General features: G+C 37.3%; 16 protein-coding genes. 3 read left to right on the top strand and 13 right to left on the bottom strand.

Going from position 1 to position 20490, the window contains the following annotated elements:
• Positions 1 to 78: 78 nt before the first annotated feature.
• The 5 genes from EIH20_RS00415 to EIH20_RS00395 all read right to left on the bottom strand — a co-directional run bounded on the left by EIH20_RS00415 (position 79) and on the right by EIH20_RS00395 (position 4569).
• Positions 79 to 1626 (bottom strand): ABC-F family ATP-binding cassette domain-containing protein, encoded by a 1548-nt coding sequence (locus EIH20_RS00415; protein WP_124057378.1) that lies wholly within the window; start codon positions 1624 to 1626, stop codon positions 79 to 81.
• Positions 1627 to 1704: 78 nt separating this feature from the next.
• Entirely contained in the window at positions 1705 to 2052 is a 348-nt protein-coding gene (locus EIH20_RS00410) for a DUF6568 family protein (protein ID WP_124057377.1), read from the bottom strand.
• Positions 2053 to 2094: 42 nt separating this feature from the next.
• Complete coding sequence (locus EIH20_RS00405) at positions 2095 to 3213, bottom strand: hypothetical protein (protein ID WP_124057376.1); 1119 nt, start codon at positions 3211 to 3213, stop codon at positions 2095 to 2097.
• A gap of 202 nt (positions 3214 to 3415) precedes the next feature.
• Complete coding sequence (locus EIH20_RS00400; RefSeq protein WP_164470826.1) at positions 3416 to 4081, bottom strand: thermonuclease family protein; 666 nt, start codon at positions 4079 to 4081, stop codon at positions 3416 to 3418.
• 2 nt (positions 4082 to 4083) lie between these two features.
• Positions 4084 to 4569, bottom strand: coding sequence for a PTS sugar transporter subunit IIB (locus EIH20_RS00395; RefSeq protein ID WP_124057374.1), 486 nt, complete (start codon positions 4567 to 4569; stop codon positions 4084 to 4086).
• Between the two features lie 218 nt (positions 4570 to 4787).
• Here EIH20_RS00395 and EIH20_RS00390 point away from each other — a divergent pair, with 218 nt between their 5' ends.
• A complete protein-coding gene (locus tag EIH20_RS00390) occupies positions 4788 to 5948 on the top strand; it encodes a helix-turn-helix domain-containing protein (RefSeq protein WP_124057373.1) in 1161 nt (386 codons plus the stop codon).
• A gap of 87 nt (positions 5949 to 6035) precedes the next feature.
• Here EIH20_RS00390 and nrdH read toward each other — a convergent pair whose 3' ends face one another.
• Positions 6036 to 6263, bottom strand: coding sequence for a glutaredoxin-like protein NrdH (nrdH, locus tag EIH20_RS00385; RefSeq protein WP_124057372.1), 228 nt, complete (start codon positions 6261 to 6263; stop codon positions 6036 to 6038).
• A 300-nt stretch (positions 6264 to 6563) separates the two neighbouring features.
• Here nrdH and EIH20_RS00380 point away from each other — a divergent pair, with 300 nt between their 5' ends.
• A complete protein-coding gene (locus EIH20_RS00380; RefSeq protein ID WP_124057371.1) occupies positions 6564 to 8246 on the top strand; it encodes an Rqc2 family fibronectin-binding protein in 1683 nt (560 codons plus the stop codon).
• Between the two features lie 74 nt (positions 8247 to 8320).
• Here the strand turns inward: EIH20_RS00380 and EIH20_RS00375 are convergent, their stop codons facing one another.
• From EIH20_RS00375 to parE, 5 genes are all read right to left on the bottom strand, one after another.
• The gene (locus EIH20_RS00375; protein WP_124057370.1) at positions 8321 to 9250 is read right to left on the bottom strand and encodes a manganese-dependent inorganic pyrophosphatase; all 930 of its coding nucleotides are present in this window, start codon (positions 9248 to 9250) and stop codon (positions 8321 to 8323) included.
• Between the two features lie 84 nt (positions 9251 to 9334).
• On the bottom strand, positions 9335 to 10108 hold the full coding sequence (pflA, locus tag EIH20_RS00370) for a pyruvate formate-lyase-activating protein (RefSeq protein WP_124057369.1): 774 nt from the start codon (positions 10106 to 10108) through the stop codon (positions 9335 to 9337).
• Between the two features lie 100 nt (positions 10109 to 10208).
• On the bottom strand, positions 10209 to 12437 hold the full coding sequence (gene pflB / locus EIH20_RS00365; RefSeq protein ID WP_124057368.1) for a formate C-acetyltransferase: 2229 nt from the start codon (positions 12435 to 12437) through the stop codon (positions 10209 to 10211).
• A 257-nt stretch (positions 12438 to 12694) separates the two neighbouring features.
• Positions 12695 to 15163, bottom strand: coding sequence for a DNA topoisomerase IV subunit A (parC, locus tag EIH20_RS00360; RefSeq protein ID WP_124057367.1), 2469 nt, complete (start codon positions 15161 to 15163; stop codon positions 12695 to 12697).
• Positions 15156 to 17273 (bottom strand): DNA topoisomerase IV subunit B, encoded by a 2118-nt coding sequence (parE, locus tag EIH20_RS00355; RefSeq protein WP_124057366.1) that lies wholly within the window; start codon positions 17271 to 17273, stop codon positions 15156 to 15158. Before parE ends, parC begins: the two co-directional genes overlap by 8 nt.
• 161 nt (positions 17274 to 17434) lie before the next feature.
• Here parE and plsY point away from each other — a divergent pair, with 161 nt between their 5' ends.
• Entirely contained in the window at positions 17435 to 18043 is a 609-nt protein-coding gene (gene plsY / locus EIH20_RS00350; protein ID WP_124057365.1) for a glycerol-3-phosphate 1-O-acyltransferase PlsY, read from the top strand.
• Positions 18044 to 18173: 130 nt separating this feature from the next.
• Here the strand turns inward: plsY and EIH20_RS00345 are convergent, their stop codons facing one another.
• Positions 18174 to 19064 carry an aldose 1-epimerase family protein gene (locus EIH20_RS00345; RefSeq protein ID WP_124057364.1) on the bottom strand — a complete coding sequence of 297 codons (891 nt, stop codon included), beginning with the start codon at positions 19062 to 19064 and terminating at the stop codon, positions 18174 to 18176.
• Between the two features lie 12 nt (positions 19065 to 19076).
• On the bottom strand, positions 19077 to 20486 hold the full coding sequence (hslU, locus tag EIH20_RS00340; protein WP_124057363.1) for an ATP-dependent protease ATPase subunit HslU: 1410 nt from the start codon (positions 20484 to 20486) through the stop codon (positions 19077 to 19079).
• Positions 20487 to 20490 lie beyond the last annotated feature (4 nt).

The raw sequence follows: 20490 nt of genomic DNA, 5'->3' as shown, positions 1-20490 counted from the left end.
ATAAAAATAGCATTCTTAATAAAAAAGAATGCTAAGTAAAAGTATTAATCAACAAAGTTTGTGAATTAAATATTAATTTTATGCTAATAGACCATTAAAATCCCAAATATCATCAACTAAGCCTTGATAGAAGTCAGGTTCATGACAAACCATTAAAATAGAACCTTTAAAATCTTGGAGAGCTCGTTTAAGCTCCTCTTTAGCCTCAATATCTAAATGGTTAGTAGGCTCGTCTAGAATTAAGACATTAGCCGGACGATTCATTAATAGACATAAGCGAACTTTGGCTTGTTCTCCCCCACTAAGAACTTGAATTTGACTATCGATGTGTTTAGCAGTCAATCCGCAATGAGCTAAAGCTGCTCTGACTTCAGCTTGATTTAAAGATGGAAAAGCTTGCCAAACAGCTTCTAAAGGAGTTTGGCGATTTCCAGCTGGAACTTCTTGTTCAAAGTAGCCAATCTCTAAATAATCGCCTTGTTCAACGCTACCATGTATGGGATTAATAATTCCTAATAGGCTTTTTAGTAGAGTTGTTTTACCAATCCCGTTGGCACCAACGATAGCAATTTTTTGATTGCGTTCAAAGGTTAAGTTTAAGGGTTGGGTTAATGGTTTTTGGTAACCAATTTGTAAGTCATGGGTTTGGAAAATATAGCGCCCAGGCGTACGAGCTGAGATAAAATCAAACTTAGGTTTTGGTTTTTCGCCTTTCAGTTCGATAAGATCCATTTTATCTAACTTTTTCTGTCTGGACATAGCCATATTTCGAGTGGCAACACGTGCTTTATTTCGGTTTACGAAATCTTTGAGGTCTGCAATTTCTTTTTGTTGACGTTCATATGCGGCTTCGAGTTGAGCTTGTTTCATGGCATAAACTTCTTGGAATTGCTCATAGCTGCCGACATAGCGAGTCAACTGTAAGTTATCTACATGATAAATAATATTAATGACTTCTTTTAAAAATGGAATATCATGCGAAATCAAAATAAAAGCATTTTCATAATTTTGTAAATAACGCTTTAACCACTCGATGTGTTCTACGTCTAAATGGTTAGTGGGTTCATCTAGTAATAAGATATCGGGTTTTTCTAGTAGCAACTTAGCTAATAAAACTTTGGTTCTTTGGCCACCACTAAGGTCGGTAACTTGACTATCGAGTCCATAATCATTAACGCCGAGTGCTCGCGCGACTTCATCTATTTTACTATCAATAATATAAAAATCGTGAGCCTCAAGGATATCTTGAAGTTCACCAACTTCTTCCAATAATTGAGTCATTTCATTCTCATCTGCTTGCGCCATATCAAGATAAATCTGATTAATCTTTTGTTCAATATCGAAAAGATCTTCAAAGGCTTTTTGTAAGACTTGGCGAACAGTCATGCCTGGCTCAAGAACTGCATGCTGATCTAAATAACCTACTTTGACATATTTAGCCCATTCAATAGAACCCTCATCAGGTTGCCGTTGACCCGTGATGATCTGCATAAAGGTGGATTTTCCTTCACCATTTGCCCCAAAGAGTCCAATATGTTCTCCTCTTAAAAGACGAAATGAAACATCTTCAAAAATAGCTCGGTCGCCAAAACCATGGGTAAGATTTTTTACCGTTAAAATACTCATCTTTTGCTCCTTAATAATTCATTCATCGCCCTATTATACCCTAATCCTAATCATTAAGGCTAGCCTTGAAAAGGCGTATTAGTTTTGAATAAACTGGGTAATGGCTTCTTCGCTGAGGCTACTATCACAAATAATAGTCAATTGTCCTTGTTTCAGGTTGATTAAGCTAGGAACTGTTTGGATACCATATTTTTGACGAAAAAGTTGGATCGCCTCTAATTGGTTAAAATCATGAGCATTTAAATAATGAATAGTTTGGTCCGTTGAGGCTTGAACCCGGGCTAATTTTTCAACAAATAGACGGCAGTATGGACAGGTTTCTCGTCCTAAATAGATGATTAATGAATTGTTTTGGGCGATAGCCTCGTCTATTTCACTGACAGTGATTGCTTTAAAATGTTGAGTTGCTTGTTGATATGGTGTCACTTTCATCACTCCTTAATATGGAGTATAAACTAAACCTCCTTGCTAGAGCGAATCATTTGATTGGTGGCGATGATTATAAAATATTAACCCAATTGCAAATAAGCTGATACTAGTAAATATCATAGAAAGGGTCAATTTTTCACCTGTACTTGGCAATTTCATCCTTTGTTGTTTTTCATTATGCTGCTTTACTTGATAAGGATTTCGTTTGTGTTCCTTTTGATTGCGAAATTTCGGCAAAGTTGTAAAGGCTTCATTCTGTTCAGAAGTTTTGCTTGTCGCATTTATTTTATGTTCTCTCTTAGGTAGTTGTGATGACTTCCAATCTGCCGGTATTATTATTTCTTTGTCTTGCCAGTCCGGTAGGAATCCAGTTTGATTGAGTTCACTAACCTGCCAAGTTTTTGACTGCGTGTTATAAGTGACAAGTTTAACTTGCAAACTATCTTGTAGCTCATTAACTTCGTTGGTTAAGGTAGAATCAGACTGGCTATTTAATAGATCCATTAAATCAGCTTGAATGGCTAGGAGTTCCTCTTTATGGACTCGCCAGATTTTCTGCCAGTCCTTTTCCTTCAATTGCAAGGCTTTTTGGTAATAAATCTGGATAGTATTAGTGTCTGAATGGTTTGATTGGCTTTCTTTTGCTTGCTTATAAAGCTTTTCAATTTCAGAAGCCAAAGGGCCGTGAAGCGGATGACTGTCTTGTGCTTGATTAAAGAATAGATAGATGTCCTCAAAGCTCAACTGACGGTAGGGTGTTGGAATGATATCTTCTAGTCGTTTCCGAATATCCTCTAAGGTTTTGGATTTGTCGGCATATGGTGAGTCTGAATTTGCAAATTCATCCGTCACTTCATTGCTAAGTTCTTCCGTAGCAGAATACTCTTCCATATCTAATTCTATCTGATCTAATTGACTTTCCAAGTCGAGTAAGCGGGCTTCCTTTGTTTCCTTTTCTTCGACCAAAATTTGGTAGTCTTCTTGATTTTCAATCCAAGTTTCTTGTTCAATCGGAGTCATGGCTAGAAAAAATTCATGATCCTGATTTTGCGTTAGATAATAATTAAAACAATCAACTAAATTTTTCTCGGTTTCTTGAATCTCATCTTCTAGTTGGTAAATTTGATCCTTGATCTGATCGACTTCTCTGCTAGCCATGTATTGTAGACTCGAACTCTGTGAGTTTACGATCATTGAAGGATGTGTATAGTCCCCTATAAATAACATTATGCATATACTACTAATCATAATTAATTTCATTGTCTTTAATCCCTCCCTAAGTAAATAGACTTTAAGGTGGATAAAGCATTTATAAAACAAAAAACCGCTAGGTATACTTAGCGGTTTTTGTCTAACAAAATTAGTACTGCTGTTTAAATTTTCCTCGTTCATTCACGTAGCCTGGAATAGACCAAACACCTAAATTGCTTGCTTTAGCCTTAGCTTGAGCCTGACGAAATTCGGTTTCAAAACTGTTAGCCGGTGGATGAATATACGACACACTGGCTAAGCCTTCTAGAAGTAACTGTTTAGGAACTAATACTTGATCGGCGTAAACATATGCTAGAACCCTTTGATAATCATCTACTCTTTGACCATAATCGAATTTTAGGTAGATTTGCTTGGCTTGAGATAAAAGCTCTTCATTTCGCTGATAGGACTCAAATCCAAATGGTTGGACCTTGACACCCTCTTTTTTTGATTCAGGCGTATCAATCATTAAATAACGAACTCTAAAAGAATGGTGATTAAGTCTTACTTTTATCGTATCACCATCCACTACTCTGACAAATTCGACAGGAACGGCTTTTAATTCAGGGAATATCTCAAAATTTTGCCAATTAAATTGACTTATTTGACTTGCTGGGACCACATCTTCTGCCGACGATGAAGTCGTGGAGTCGATTAGGGAATTTGAACAAGCACTTAAGCTCCAAGACAAACAAAATATAAGACCAGCAGAATACCATCGTTTATTGTTCCGAATGGCACGATTAAGTTGAGAAAAAACATGATTTAGTCGCAAATTTAATGTTCCTCATTTAAAAGATTAAGAATAGAATTAGCTGTATCATCAGGTTGGCGACGTAATTCGATTATGTGTCCTTGTTCGGTTAGTGATTTGAGAAGTTCAACTTCACTATTAGTAAGCGAAACAGACGCTGAAAAATGTTTTCGTCCTGGGGCCATACCAATATTGCCCAAAATAATTGTTGAGAAAGTTATTCCTTGCTTAAGTAAAATTTCCAAGTCATGAATAGAAGCTACAATAACCATAATTCGTTTATCTTCTGGCAATGAAGCAAGAGCTTCGTTGGCATGACTTAAACGAACGTAACGTGATGTGACACTCTTGGGAACTCCCATATCCATTAAACCTTGGCGAACCTTGTTGGTTGCTAGCTCATCATTTACAACGAGAAGAAAATTAATATTATGACAACGACACCATTTAACCGTAATTTGACCATGGATAAATCGGTCATCAACTCGAGCAATGACAAATTTTGACATTCTTCTTTCATCCCTTTCATGGACATAAGCCTAACGTACTCATTATAGCTAAAAAGACCACTAAATGATAGCTTCTTGGCCTAGAATAATCCTATTTTCATGGATATTTATATATTTTAATTGGCATAAACTAATTAAGATAAAACTCTATTTATTTTATCTGATTTATTATATAATTTAGATAAGTCTTTTGCATTTAATATGAGGGAGGACTCAATTTGTATAATAAAACCCTAACTACATATAGCAATAACTTCTTTGAAAATATTGATACACCAACATCAACGGGTCGAATTCCGAGTCAATTGGTCACCGTTCGAAAAAATTATTCCGACACTTTTTTTCAATTTTCAAAAAGTGTAAATATAACTTCAAAGGATGGGATTGCATTGGTTGTCATGACCAATCAACCTAAAGATCCTTCTAGCTATCAAGAGTATGTCCTGCAGGGTTCAATCCGAATAAAACCTGGTATCTGTTTTAATACCTTGGCGATGAGCGAACAATGTCGGGTTTATCTTGCTCCAGCAGCCCACGATGACCCAATCACCATAACAACGCCAAAAAAATTCTATGTCAAGACGATTGTCGAAATGATTCAAATTGAGCAATTGTATTCGCTATTGTACCAAGTAAAAACAGGACCATCTTCTCAGTTGAATCAAGTTCATGATTATTATGAGATGATTATTGTTGATCAAGGAGAAATCCTTCACAAAATTGATGACCAAGAAATTATAGCTCACAAAAACGACTGCATCCTTATTTTTCCAGGGCAAAAATATTCTCAGCATATTAAACGCGAGGGTATTACTAGCTATCTTTCCATTCTTTTTAATGCAAATGGTATTGATGCGGCGATTAAGTCACGTTTATTCCACCTTGGAAGCAAACATACGTATTTAATTGAGCGAATGATTGAACTATCCAATCAAATACAAAGTCCTTATAGTGGTGACGAAATATTATTGAATTTCAAGACGATTTTATTAAATATGTTATCTGGGCAAGCAAATACAAGTGAAGATCCAACTACCTCGATGAGAGAAAACTATGAAAATGAACTTTTCCAAGCCATTATCGATTATCTTCACGCTAATGTTGAAAAAGAAAGCCAAGTGAGTGACTTAGTTAATACCTTCTCTTTGTCACGGTCAACCATTCAGATGCTATTTAAAAAGTATGCCAATACCTCGCCTAAGAACTACATTAATAGTCTTCGACTAAAAAGGAGTAAAGTTCTGATTCGTGAATCTAAATTAAGTTTATCAGAAATTGCTAATGAGCTTGGTTATGGATCTATCCAGTACTTCTCTCGTGCATTTAGTAAAGAATTTGGTATGAGCCCTTCTAATTATGCGAAATCCTTAGTGAAATAACTAAAATAAATCACGAATCAAAATGGTCAAAGAGGTCTTCTTATCCACAAGCTGATTCGTGATTTTTATCATATGTTTAAAACTATATTAAGCTAATTGTTCTAATTTATCAGGGCGAAAACCGAAGAACGCGTCTTCCCCATCGATTTCAATAACGGGTAATGACTGGAAACCTAGCTCTTGAACACGAGCTAATGCTGATTGATCTTCTTGAACATCATAAGCTGTATAAGCAATCTTATGTTCGTCTAAAAATTTTTTGGTAAAGTTACATTGCATGCAATTGGGTTTTGAATATACTGTAATTTTTTTCATAAATATCCCTCTTTCATAAATTTCCGATGTCACTATCTTACCCAAGTTTGAATCAAAAAACAACTATATATTGTGTCGTTTATCAATAACAACACCAAATATGGTACTTTGTATAATGGATATAATTAATGTCAGCTTAGTTTTTCCTTCTCATTTAGGATAAATTGGCGCTGGAATCACTTTAGAGAGTCGTTTCATCATTACTTATCCAGATTAGTAATTTAAAATAGATAACTTGATTTCGGTTTGTTTTTAACTAAGACAAGTAACACGAAATTGAGATTTTAGGAGGTTTGTTTCATGTCTTTTGATGGTTTTTTAACAAGGGCCTTAGTTTTTGAATTACAAAACCTAGTAGGTGGGCGGATTAATAAAATTTATCAGCCTTTTGAACAAGAATTACAAATTGTCGTACGATCAAATCGGAAAAATTATCGGCTAAATGCATCGATTCACCCTGTCTATTATCGTTTACATTTAACTGATGAAAAACCAGCTAATCCTACTCACGCTCCTATGTTTTGCATGCTCTTGCGTAAACATATCGAAAATGCGCAAATTTTGGCCATACAGCAAGTGGAAAATGATCGTATTGTAGAATGCTTGCTTAGTGGACGGGATGAATTAGGAGATCAACAGACGTATCGCTTAATATATGAATTAATGGGTCGCCATAGTAATATTCTACTGATTAATCATGAAGATAAAATTATTGACTGTATCAAACATGTGCCGGCGAGTCAAAACACATACCGTACTTTACAACCTGGTGGCTTATATATCTATCCTCCCCACCATGTTGGGCAGCTTAATCCTTTCAATGATACAGAAATGAACCAGCTTGCCCAAGACACTAATCTCGACCTTCAAACATGGGTAAAAAATATCCAAGGTTTAAGTCAAATTGGCCAAGCCTCTCTTATGGCTCAGGTGGAACAAGAAAATATATATCGTTTAAGTGTTTTAGAACGCTTTAAGCTAGGAGTCCTGAAACCACAACCCCAAACTATTCAAACAGATAATAAGTGGTTATACTACTTTTACCCTTTAAAACACGTCCAAGGTAAAATAACTGAATACGCTAATCTATCAGAATTAATTAGTCAATACTATGACGAGAAAGTTCGCCATGATCGAATTAAACAACTTTCGGGTGATTTAATTCAGAAAATTAATGAAATTCTCAAACGCAATCGGCTTAAATTAGCTAAACTAGAACAAGATTATCAAAAAGCCGAGCAAGCAGACCTCTATCGTATTAAAGGTGAATTATTAAATACTTTTGCCTATCAGGTTGAAAAAGGACAGGATCAGATAAGCTTGCCAAATTATTACGAAGCAGACCAAGCTCTACTTATTGACCTAGATCCTCGGAAAAGTGTCAGTGAAAACAGTCAAACATATTATCGCAAGTATACCAAGTATCGGGATGCCATTCGTTATATTAATGAGCAGCGAGATTTAACTTTTGCTGAGAATGATTATTTAGAAGGAATTCTCGTCCAATTAGAGCGAGCCAATATTGAAGACGTCGAGTCAATCAAAGAAGAATTAGCTCAAGAAGGTTATGCTAGTCAGCGAAAAACAGCGACAAAAAAACGAGCGAAAGTCAAAACAAAGCCTCGCCAATTTCACTCTACTGATGGTACTCCAATCTATGTTGGCCGTAATAATCAACAAAACGACGAATTAAGTTTGAAACTTAGTCCTCGGAACCATTGGTGGCTCCATGCGCGAAATATTCCGGGAGCTCATGTCATCATTGGTTCTGATAAACCAAGTGATCAAACCTTTACCGAAGCGGCTCAAATTGCGGCATATTTTTCTAAATTCAGTCAATCGGCCAATGTTCCAGTTGATACGGTCCAAGTAAAAGCGCTTCATAAGCCAAATGGCGCTAAACCTGGTTTCGTAATTTACGAAGGACAACGCACCCTGTTTGTAACTCCAGATGAAACATTGATCAACCAACTAGCTGAATAAACTAAAACCCCCTCTTACTACTCTGCCTTAAACAAGCAAAGTAAATAAGAGAGGGTTTTTTTAATTAGTCAAGATTAAGCTTCAAAAGCTTCAGTAAGTTGAGGAACAACTTGTTTTTTACGAGATACGACTCCTGGAAGTTCAATTTGGAAATCTTGAACTTTTAAATTAAAGGCACGTTCAACTTCAGCTAAGTTTGGTCCAGCCACTAAACCGAATGAGTCGCTCTTTAGAACGTCCGTTACAAGTAGGACGAATAAAGCTAATTTATTCTCAGCCACATATTCTTCCATACGAGTTAAAAGTTGGCCTTTTAAGGCAAGCATTTCATCAAACCCAATGGCATTCACTTGAGCAACACGAACATTTTGACCGTTCATTTCAAAGTTTTTAGCATCAAGTTCAATTAATTCATCTACGGTTTTGCTGCTAAGGTTAGTCCCCGCTTTTAATAAATCTAAACCATATTCATTAATGTTTACATCAGCAATTTTAGCTAATTCATAAGCAGCTTCTTCATCAACGTGGGTGCAAGTCGGTGATTTAAATAATAAGGTATCTGAAATAATCGCTGATAACATAAGACCAGCAATGGCTTTAGGAATATCAATGCCTTGTTCTCTAAACATCTTGAACAAGATTGAAGCCGTACAGCCAATAGGTTCACAACGATAGTACAAAGGTTGAGCTGATTCAAAACCATTGATTCGATGGTGATCAATCACGTAATCAACACGAACGTCATTTAAATCATCCACTGATTGAAGCGGTTCATTATGATCCACTAAAGCAACTTTATCAGTTTCGTTGGCAACGCGAGTAATAATACGTGGTGCTTCGACTTTAAAATAATTCAATGCAAAGCTAGTTTCTTCATTCATTTCACCTTGAGCTACCGCTTCTGCTTCATTGCCCATTTTTTCTAAGTAAAATGCCATAGCAATAGCTGATGCGATGGTATCGGTATCAGGGTTCTTATGACCAAATACTAAATATTTTGACATAGATCAATTCCTCCTAAAGATTCTTACAATGTTATAGTTTACCATTAGTTTTGGTAAAAATGAATAGTAAAATGCGCGATTAAGCTATTCACTTAAATGCTTAGTATAGGAAGCTGTGTCAAGTAATCGCTTGGCATTTTCCACCCGTTCAACAGTTGGTGGTTCTACGCCAGCCAAACGATATTTAATTCCTAGGGCTTCATACTTATAAACGCCTAATTTATGGTAAGGTAAAACTTCGAATTTTAATACATTGTCTAAGGTCTTAACAAACGCGCTTAAACGAATTAAATACTCATCAAAATCCGTTCTTTGAGGCACTAACACATGGCGGATCCAAACAGGCTGACCGATATCGGAAAGATATCTAGCCAAATCGAGAATATTATCATTAGGTTGACCGGTTAATTTCAGATGCCCTTCAGAGTCAATATGTTTTAGATCAAAAAGAATTAAATCGGTATATTTAAGCAACTCATTAAACTTACTAAAAAACGGTTCCTGGCGCGTAAAAGGTCCGCCACATGAATCGATACAGGTGTGTACTCCATGAGCCTTACATATTTTGAAATATTCAATTAAGAAATCAATTTGTAAGAGCGGTTCTCCACCACTAACGGTCACACCACCCTTTTTACCCCAAAATTCGCGATAAGAAATGGCTTCATCAAACATTGCCTGAGGCGTATATTCTTTACCCCCATTAGTCGCCCAAGTATCCGGATTATGACAAAATTCGCAGCGTAAGCGACATCCTTGCATAAATGTAATAAAACGAATGCCAGGACCATCAACGGAGCCGAAGCTCTCGGTAGAATGGACATAACCAATGGTTGATTGTGTATTTGTGTTTATCATATTTTTCACCTCACGAAGTCAATTATAAGCTATTTTATAACGAAAGAAAATCGGACTGAAGGTTTTCAGCCCGATTCTTAATTAGTCTATGGTTAGTGGATTACATTGAACCATGCATAGTACGGTTAATTACATCGAGTTGTTGTTCACGTGTTAACTTAATAAAGTTAACTGCATAACCCGATACTCGGATAGTTAATTGTGGATAATTTTCTGGATGTTCCATCGCATCTAGTAAGGTGTCACGATTGAAGACATTCACATTCAAGTGGTGACCGCCCTTCTTAGAGTAACCATCTAACATGCTAGCAAGATTTTCTTTTTGAACATCTTCTTCTTTACCTAATGCTTTCGGAATAATTGAGAAGGTGTTTGAAATGCCATCTAGAGCATATTTATAAGGCACTTTTGCGACTGAAGATAAGCTTGCTAAGGCACCATGAGTGTCACGACCATGCATTGGGTTAGCCCCTGGAGCAAATGGAGCTCCAGCACGACGGCCATCAGGTGTGTTACCTGTTTTCTTACCATAAACGACATTAGAAGTAATGGTTAAAATTGAAGTTGTGTGTTTCGCTCCCCGATAAGTTGGGTGTTTTTTAACTTTAGTCATGAAGGATTTTAATAATTGAACGGCAATTTGGTCAACGCGGTCGTCGTTATTACCATATTTAGGGAAATCACCTTCAGTTTCAAAGTCGACTACAAGGCCATCTTCGTCACGAATGGTTTTCACTTTAGCATATTTGATTGCTGATAATGAGTCAGCTGCTACTGAAAAGCCAGCAATACCGGTAGCCATTGTTCGAATCATTTCGGTATCTTGAACGGCCATTTGGATACGTTCATAACAATATTTATCATGCATATAGTGAATGATATTCAAAGTGTTGAGGTAAAGGCCTGCTAACCATTCTAGCATATCGTCATATTTTGCCATGACTTCGTCATAATCTAAGTATTCAGAAGTGATTGGTTGGAATTTAGGTCCAACTTGTGCTTTTGATTTTTCATCCACGCCACCATTAATCGCATATAATAGAGCTTTAGCTAAGTTAGCGCGGGCTCCAAAGAATTGCATTTGTTTGCCGACACGCATAGCGGATACGCAACAAGCAATGGCATAGTCATCGCCGTATTGTGGACGCATCACTTCATCATTTTCATATTGAATAGCTGATGATTGAATAGACATTTTTGAAGCAAAATGTTTAAAGCCTTCAGGTAATTTTGGAGACCATAAGACGGTCAAGTTTGGTTCTGGAGCAGGACCTAAGTTACTTAAAGTATGTAAGAAACGGAATGAGTTTTTGGTAACTAATGGTCGTCCATCTTCCCCTACCCCAGCGATTGATTCAGTTACCCAAGTTGGGTCTCCCGAGAATAAATCGTTGTATTCAGGTGTACGCATAAATTTAACCAAACGTAATTTCATAACAAAGTGGTCCACAATTTCTTGCGCTTCAACTTCGGTAATCACACCATTTTGTAAGTCACGTTCAATATAGATATCTAAGAAAGTGGAAGTCCGACCTAATGACATCGCGGCTCCGTTTTGTTCTTTAACAGCTGCTAGATAACCTAAGTATAACCATTGGAAAGCTTCTTTAGCTGTTTGAGCTGGTTTTGAAATATCAAAACCATAGATGCGGCCCAATTCTTTTAATTCATTTAGAGCTCTATATTGTTCTGATACTTCTTCACGAAGTTGAATCACATCATTAGACATGGTGCCATAACCGATATTAGCATGATCTTTTGCTTTTTCAGCCATTAAGCGATCCACACCGTATAGAGCAACCCGACGGTAGTCACCAATAATCCGTCCTCGCCCATAGGCATCTGGAAGCCCCGTAATGATACCAGCTCGACGAGCTGCACGAATTTCAGGCGTATAAGCATCAAAAACACCTTGGTTATGCGTTTTGCGATAATCAGTAAAGATGTGTTTTACTTCAGGATCTAATTCGAAGCCATAAGATTCTAAAGAATTTTCAGACATACGAATTCCACCAAATGGTTGCAAACTACGTTTGAAAGGTTTATCCGTTTGGAAACCAACAATTTGTTCAAGGTCTTTGTCTAAATAACCTGGTCCATGAGAAGTGATGGTCGAAACAACTTTAGTATCAGCATCAAGAACGCCACCTGCTTCACGCTCTTGTTTATTTAAGTCCATAACTTGTTCCCATAAACGACTAGTTGCTTGGGTAGGTCCTTCTAAGAACGATTCGTCCCCTTCATATAAAGTGTAGTTTTGTTGAATAAAATCACGCACATCAATTTCTTCTTGCCATTTTGTGCCTTTAAATCCTTGCCATTGTTCCATAATTTCGCCCTCCTCATTGTTAATCTTCAATAGAACAACTTTTACATTTAGAGTATAACACAATACTTCACAAAGGCAAGATATTTATTTGGCTATTTCACTGATTAATCATATGAAATGCTATAAATATAATGTTTTTTATAATAATGCATACAGTTACAATTGTGAATCTTCAAACAATCTGTTCTAAAAATATGTGACAGAATATAAAAAACTGTATTAAATAAGTTGTAACACTTATTTAATACAGTTAATGATTAATCTTCGTCTAACAATCGTAAACGAGCAAAATGAACGCCGTGAATCTGACCAAGTTGATCAGCTTGGGAAATAAGACTACCATTGCTCAGCCTGTCGCTCAGTGGGACTTCTTTCGGCATTAATTCAATTGTTACGCCAGTATCCCCTTGAATGATAAGTGGGATTTTACTTTGAGTTAAGGCCAAAGCAAATTCAAAGCGGTGTGGCTGTGACTTCAACTCTTTCAATAGTAGTGAGCCTCGAGTCGCTCTTCCAGCTAACGGGACATTATCTAAGTTAAACCGTTTAATGTGCCCTCTTTGTGTTGTCGCAATGACTTGGGGCTTAGTTAAGTCTTGATTAAACAGCAGACCTGCAATTAATTGATCGCCTTCTTTAAGCTTAATGGCGACAATTCCTTTTGCTTTGAGTCCAATAGTAGATACTTCATTTAAATCGTAACGTAAACTATAGGATTTTTCAGTGATTAAACAAATTTGATAAGACTCGTTTGCCTTAGCTAGTTCAACAGAAATTAAAGAATCCTGATCATCTTTTAAAGTCATAGCTGTTGCTGTACGTGTTTTGTAAGACCGATAAGTTACAAAATCACTTAAACGGCTCTGTTTAATCATACCTGTTCTGCTGACCATGACTAAACAATCTTGATTCTCGTCAGTTTCAGCAGCGACAAAGACGTTCAATACTTGTTCTCCTGGTTCAAGCTGATAATTTTGGGATAAATGCATACCCATGTCTTTCCATTTGATATCTGGAAGCTCGTGAACAGGTAGATGTATATAATTCCCTTTGTTGGTTACAATGACTAGATGATCGTGGGTACTTAATTCGCGGACGAATATAGGATAATCAAAGTCGCGACTGGCCAAATCTTGTGCATCTGATGATGAGAAGGAACGAAGGCTGGTCCGTTTGATATAACCTTCTTTTGTGACTGAAACATAAACTTGTTCTTCAGGAATAAGAACATGCGTTTCGATATTGATCGTTTCAATCTCTTCTTCTAAACTAGTCCGTCGTGGAGTCGCATATTGTTTGCGAATAGCCTTCATTTCGTTCATTAAAACTTGGTGTAAGGTTTTAGGGTTATTCAGAATGTTTTGATACATTAGGATGCGTTCGTTTAACTCTAATTTTTCGTTTTGCAAAGCCGTCACATCTGTATTGGTTAAACGGTAAAGTTGCAAGGAAACAATAGCTTCAGCCTGCTCTAAAGAAAAATCAAATTCTTTAACTAAATTATTTTTGGCATCACTTTTATTTTCACTCCGTCGGATTAAGGCGATGACCTCATCAAGAATAGATACGACTCGAATGAGGCCGTCAACAATATGAAGTCGCGCTTGATCGTGACGCAAATCAAATTCAGTGCGCCGGGTAAGTACTTGACGTTGATGGTCAAGATAGGCTTCTAATATTTGCATTAAGCCGACAACCATAGGTCGTCGTTGATGGATGGCCACCATATTAAAGTGATAATTCACTTGAAGTTCAGTTTGCTTGAGTAGATAATTTAGCACTCCTTGAGCATCTACATCGCGTTTGAGTTCGATCACTACACGAACTCCGTTACGATCGGATTCATCACGAATTTCAGCAATGCCATCAATTTTCTTGCTTAAGCGAATGTCATCCAATTTTTGAATGAGTTTGGCTTTATTCACATCATAAGGTAACTCGGTCGCTACAATTTGACTTTTACCGCCTTTTAGCGTTTCTATATTTGTTTTACTACGAAGAACAATTTTTCCTTGGCCTGTTTCATAAGCTTTTTTGACTTGATCTAGCCCTTGAATAATTCCCCCATTAGGAAAATCGGGAGCTTTGATAAATGTCATAATTTTAGCTAAATCATAGTTCTGATGACCTAACATGTATATCAAGGCATCCATGACTTCAGCTAAATTATGCGGTGGAATTTCAGTAGCATAACCGGCTGAAATCCCTGTTGCTCCATTAATCAATAAATTCGGAATTCGAGCAGGTAAAACGGTAGGTTCTTCGAGCGTGTCATCAAAATTTAACAAGTAATCGACGGTTTCATTTTTCAAATCGCGGAGTAATTCCGATGCAATGGCAGATAAACGTGCTTCAGTATAACGCATAGCTGCTGCAGGATCCCCATCCATTGACCCATTATTTCCGTGCATATCAATTAATGGTTCACGGTTTTTCCAATCTTGACTCATTCGAACCATCGCTTCATAGACGGAAGAATCACCATGAGGGTGATAATTACCAATCACGTTTCCGACTGTTTTAGCTGATTTCCGGTATGGATGGTCAAAAGTATTCCGTTCTTGATACATAGCAAATAAAATTCGTCGTTGTACTGGTTTTAAACCATCTCGGATGTCAGGTAAAGCCCGGTCTTGAATGATATATTTGGAATAACGACCAAATCGATCGCCAACAACACTTTCAAAGCTGAGTTCTTGAATTGATTCCAAGGGTTGATTAACCATCTAATTCACCTCCATCAAATAAAGAGAATTGCCCGTCATCGAGACTAGTTAGTTCAATTTCAAATTCATTATTTTGAGCTTCTTCTTTACGCTTTTCTAAGCTACCTTCATTAAGAATGGTTTCTTTTTTGGGTAGATTTTGTTGGTTAAAGTCATTTCCTTGCGTGTCATTGAGAAGCGAATCTTCTTCATCTAGCGTAAATTTAACATGTTGCTCAATCCATCGGCGCCGAGGTTCTACTTTATTCCCCATTAAGGTTGATACCCGTTTTTCAGCTTGCGCCGCATCTTCTAAGGTTACGCGTATTAATAGTCTTGTCGCTGGATTCATTGTAGTATCCCACAACTGATCTGCATTCATCTCACCTAAACCTTTATAGCGTTGTAAGATGTAGCCTTTACCCATTTGACTGACTTTTACCTTCAATTCTTCATCGGTCCAAGCATATTCAACTTGTTGTTTCTTGCCGCTACCTTTGGAAATTTTAAATAAAGGTGGCATCGCCAAATAGACCTTACCCGCTTCTAAAAGCGGCTTCATGTAGCGATAGAAGAAGGTTAAAAGTAAAACCTGAATATGCGCACCATCGGTGTCCGCATCGGTCATAATAATGACTTTATCGTAATTGATGGAACCCAGGTCAAATTCTGCTCCAACCCCGCCACCGATAGTATAAATCATAGTATTAATTTCTTCATTTTTTAGAATATCAGCCATGGAAGCTTTTTCCGTATTAATGACTTTACCTCTCAGAGGTAAGATAGCTTGATATTGCCGATTTCGGCCAAGTTTGGCTGAGCCACCCGCTGAGTCCCCTTCGACTAGATATAATTCATTTTTACTGGCATCTTTCGATTGAGCTTTGGTCAATTTCCCAGAAATTAAACGTTCTTGTTGTGATTTCTTGGTGCCATTACGAGAAGCATCACGCGCTTTGCGGGCTAATTCCCGCGTTTCCCGCGCTTTAATGGCTTTCTTGAGAATCATTTGACTAAAGGTTCCGTTTTCATTGAGGAAAGCAGAGAATTGATCATAAACAAAAGAATCCACTAAAGAACGTGCCTTAGGCGTACCCAATTTATCTTTGGTTTGGCCTTCGAATTGGAGGTATTGCTCTGGAATCCGTAAAGAAATGACCGCTGTCATGCCTTCACGGACGTCTGATCCTTCTAGGTTCTTATCTTTATCTTTTAATAAATTAACTTTACGGCCATAATCATTAAAGGCTTTCGTAATACCAGTCTTCATGCCGGCCTCATGGCTACCACCACCACCTGTGCGCACATTATTGGCAAAAGATAAAATGGTTTCCGAATAACCATCGTTATACTGTAAAGCGAAATCAATTTCAAAACCATCATTTTGGCCAGAAAAGGAAGCAATCTGACCTAAAACATCTTTATCTTCATTCAAATAGGCAATAAAGTCAGTAAGACCATTTTCAAAATGAAAACGTTCTTGATAATCACTACGTTCATCGGTGATTTCAATAGCAATATTTTTTAAAAGGAAGGCTGATTCTCTAAGTCGTTCCGCGATGGTTGAAACATTAATTGAAGCTGCGCCAAAAATTTGACTGTCTGGCATAAAATGGACACTTGTTCCATGGCTGGTTTTACTACTTGCTTTAGTTTTTATGAGTTTTGAAGCTGGTTTTCCACCATCTTTGAAGGACATGGTATATTTAAAACCTTCGCGTTCAACTTCAACTTTTAACCAAGACGATAAGGCGTTAACGACACTAGCCCCAACACCATGTAAGCCGCCGGCTGACTTGTATCCCCCTTGGCCAAACTTACCGCCCGCGTGTAGAACAGTAAAGATGACTTGGATTGTTGGTACACCACTTGCGTGATTTCCTGTTGGCATTCCTCGACCATTGTCAGAAATTTTAATACTGCCGTCTTGATAAAGATGAACTTTAATATTATCACAATAACCCGATAAGGCCTCATCGACTGAATTATCAACAATTTCATATATTAAGTGATGTAATCCTCTTTGATCGGTTGACCCGATATACATACCTGGCCGTTTGCGAACGGCTTCTAAGCCTTCTAAAATCTGAATGGCATCATCATTATATTGTATTGATTTATCTTGAGACATCGTACACCTCATTCTCTCATTTGTATCTCATAACTCTAGTATCATAACAAACAAAGCCTTATTAATTCAATCATCTGACAAGAATATAATGAATTTAACGCTATATTACGCACAAGACGCCACTTTCATGGTAAAATAAGAGCGTGTTTAAGGAGGAATTTATGCTGTCATATATCATTTGGCCTATAGTAGGCTATTTAGCTGGTTCTATTCCCACTGGGGTTTGGTATTCAACTTATCGTCACGCCGTTGATGTTCGTGAACTTGGTAGCCATAATAGCGGTGCAACCAATATCGGTCGTAATTTTGGTAAAAAAGCGGCTATTTTTGTTACCTTGGTTGATTTGTTGAAAGGTGCTATCCCTTTTTATCTTGCTCACCATTTATACCCTCAAATCTCACTAATCTGGATGAGTGTTGCTTTGGCCGCTGTTTTAGGTCACGCCTACCCTCTTTTTGCAGACTTTAGAGGCGGCAAAGTTGTTGCGACTTCGATTGGTATCCTTTTAGCTTATCACTTTACGACTGGCTTGATTATGGTCGCTTTATTTGGACTGATACTCTGGCTAAGCTCAACGGTCAGCTTAGCTAGTATGTTAAGTTATTCCCTTACAAGTATTGGCTTATTAATTTTCGTTAATGACAAAGTGGTTGGTATCGGATTTGTATTGATGGCTCTATTTATGTGTTATCGTCACCGGGCTAATATTGGGCGTTTAATGATGGGAAATGAAAATCGTGTTGGTTTTGGCCTTCGTTCCCGAAAATAGAAACTCGCTTCCTCTTAATTGAATAAGTTTGCAATCGTCAAGCTTTTCGCTATGGCGATTTTTTTATGCAAAAAAGCTCAAGCAAAGAAATATATCATGGATATACTTCCTTGCCTGAGGCTATTCAGAGTTAAATGGTTTCAAAACTAATCGAATAATCGTAGGCTTTAATTTGATTAGGGTCTAAGTAGTGAATGCCCATTTTACTAATTAAATCGCCATTGGTTTCATTGGTATCAGCAATGCCAGCCCAAGGTTCGATACAAACAAAGCTTGCTTTTTTTGGATAAGGAGACCAGATACCTACATAGGGCATTCCATCTTGTTTCAGGCTAATTTTGACCTTATTTTTATAATCCAATAATGTTGTGGTCGCTTGTTGACCTAATTGAAAAACTAAGGCGTCTTTGCGGAAAGTCTTATGGAGAATAGTTAATTCGGACGTATCGACATATTTAGCCTTATCTAAATTAATGAAGCCTTCTTTATCGATTGGAAGATGAAGATATTTGCCAGCTGGTTCAATTTTAGTTTTCACTTGATCAAATTCATTATTTTGATCAGGATTTAATGAGACATTAAACGCTGGATGACCGCCAATTGAATAATATAAACGCTCCTGACTTGATGGATTTAAAATCTCATATGAAATTGTAATTTGATTAAAATATAACACGTAATTAATTTGCAATGAAAAATCAAAAGGATACATTTGTTGGGTTTGATCATTGCTCTTCAAACAAAATGAAGCCGTATGTTGCTGATTGCGGCTTTGTAGTTCAAATTGCATATCGCGAGCAAATCCATGATTGGGTAAACTATAAGTTTGACCTTGATATTGATAGGTCCCCTCTTTTAAACCACCTACAACGGGAAATAAGACAGGGGCAGAACGGCGCCAATATGTCGGATTACCTTGCCAGATATATTCATAACCGTCACTAAGGCGTTTTACTGACTTAATTTCCGCACCAATTTCATCAATTTGGACGCGTAATTGTTTATTTTCTAATGTAATCATAACGTTGCCACCTTACAAAATATAATGACTAAGATCTTTATTTTCGACTATCTTAGCTAGCTTGGCATCGACATATGGAGCAGTAATTTCGATTTGGGCTAAGGCCATTTCAGAAGCTTCGAAAAGTAATTCTTCTAATAGTGTTTCTAAAATCGTATGTAAGCGTCGCGCGCCGATATTATCTGTCTGCTCATTTAATTGAACGGCATATTCTGCCATGTGCTCAATCGCCTCCTCATTGAAGGTTACTGTTACATCCTCAGTAGCTAAAAGAGCTTGATATTGCTTAACTAAAGCATTTTTTGGTTCAGTCAGGATTTTAACGAAGTCATCTTTATTCAAATCATCTAGATGAACACGAATAGGGAATCGACCTTGTAATTCAGGAATTAAATCTGATGGTTTAGCCACATGGAAAGCACCTGAGCCAATAAACAAGATATGGTCTGTTGAAATTAATCCGTATTTGGTTTGAATTTGGCTTCCTTCAACAATTGGCAAAATATCCCGTTGGACACCTTGACGGCTTACTTCACCACTATGTTGATTTTTACTTGCGATTTTATCCATTTCATCAATAAAGATGATACCCTTCTCTTGAGCTAGCATTAAGGCTTTTTGATTAATATCATCCTGATTTAGGAGTTTATCTGCTTCTTCCTCAGTCAGCAAATCTAATGCTTCTTTGACCGATACGGTGCGTTCAATTTTCTTTTTCGGTTTAAAAAGATTAATACTTTCTTGCATCTCCATCATTTGTTCCATGGCCGGATTTGAATGTCCAAGCGAAACTTTCTTCTCTTGCATCCGTATGGTTACTTGGTGTTGATCAAGTTTATGGTCGCGAATTTGTTGTTCAATTGCCCGGCGAGTAGCGGCTAATTCCTCGGTTACAATTTCTTCGGGTTCTTCAGAATTGTCTGGGTTTAATTGTTTAAACATTTCGCTAAAATTGGGTATGCCAAAAGCGTTTGTCATTGAAGCGGGTTCTTTTTTAGGTGGAATTTTTCCTGGTTTAAGCGCTTGGGCAATGCGCTTAATAGCTTGCTCATAAGCTTGATCATGAACTTTGGCTTGTTGTTGTTTCTTAACAATGCGAATGCTGTTTTCAACAAGGTCGCGGACCATTGATTCTACATCACGACCAACATAGCCGACTTCGGTATACTTGGTCGCCTCAACTTTTACAAAAGGAGCTTGCGCTATAGAGGCTAAACGGCGAGCAATCTCTGTTTTGCCGACCCCAGTTGGGCCGATCATTAACAAATTTTTGGGTTTTACTTCTTGTTTCATTTCTGCATCTAATTTCAACCGGCGAATACGATTACGCAAAGCAATAGCAACGGCTCGTTTTGCTTGGTCTTGACCGACAATATATTTATTTAATTCATTAACAATTTCTCGTGGACTTAGGTTTTGCATGGGA

It is taken from the genome of Vaginisenegalia massiliensis, from assembly GCF_900604935.1.
GTDB lineage: Bacteria > Bacillota > Bacilli > Lactobacillales > Aerococcaceae > Vaginisenegalia > Vaginisenegalia massiliensis.
Note: the sequence above shows the minus strand (reverse complement) of the source record. Positions and strands in the feature narration are given on the sequence as shown.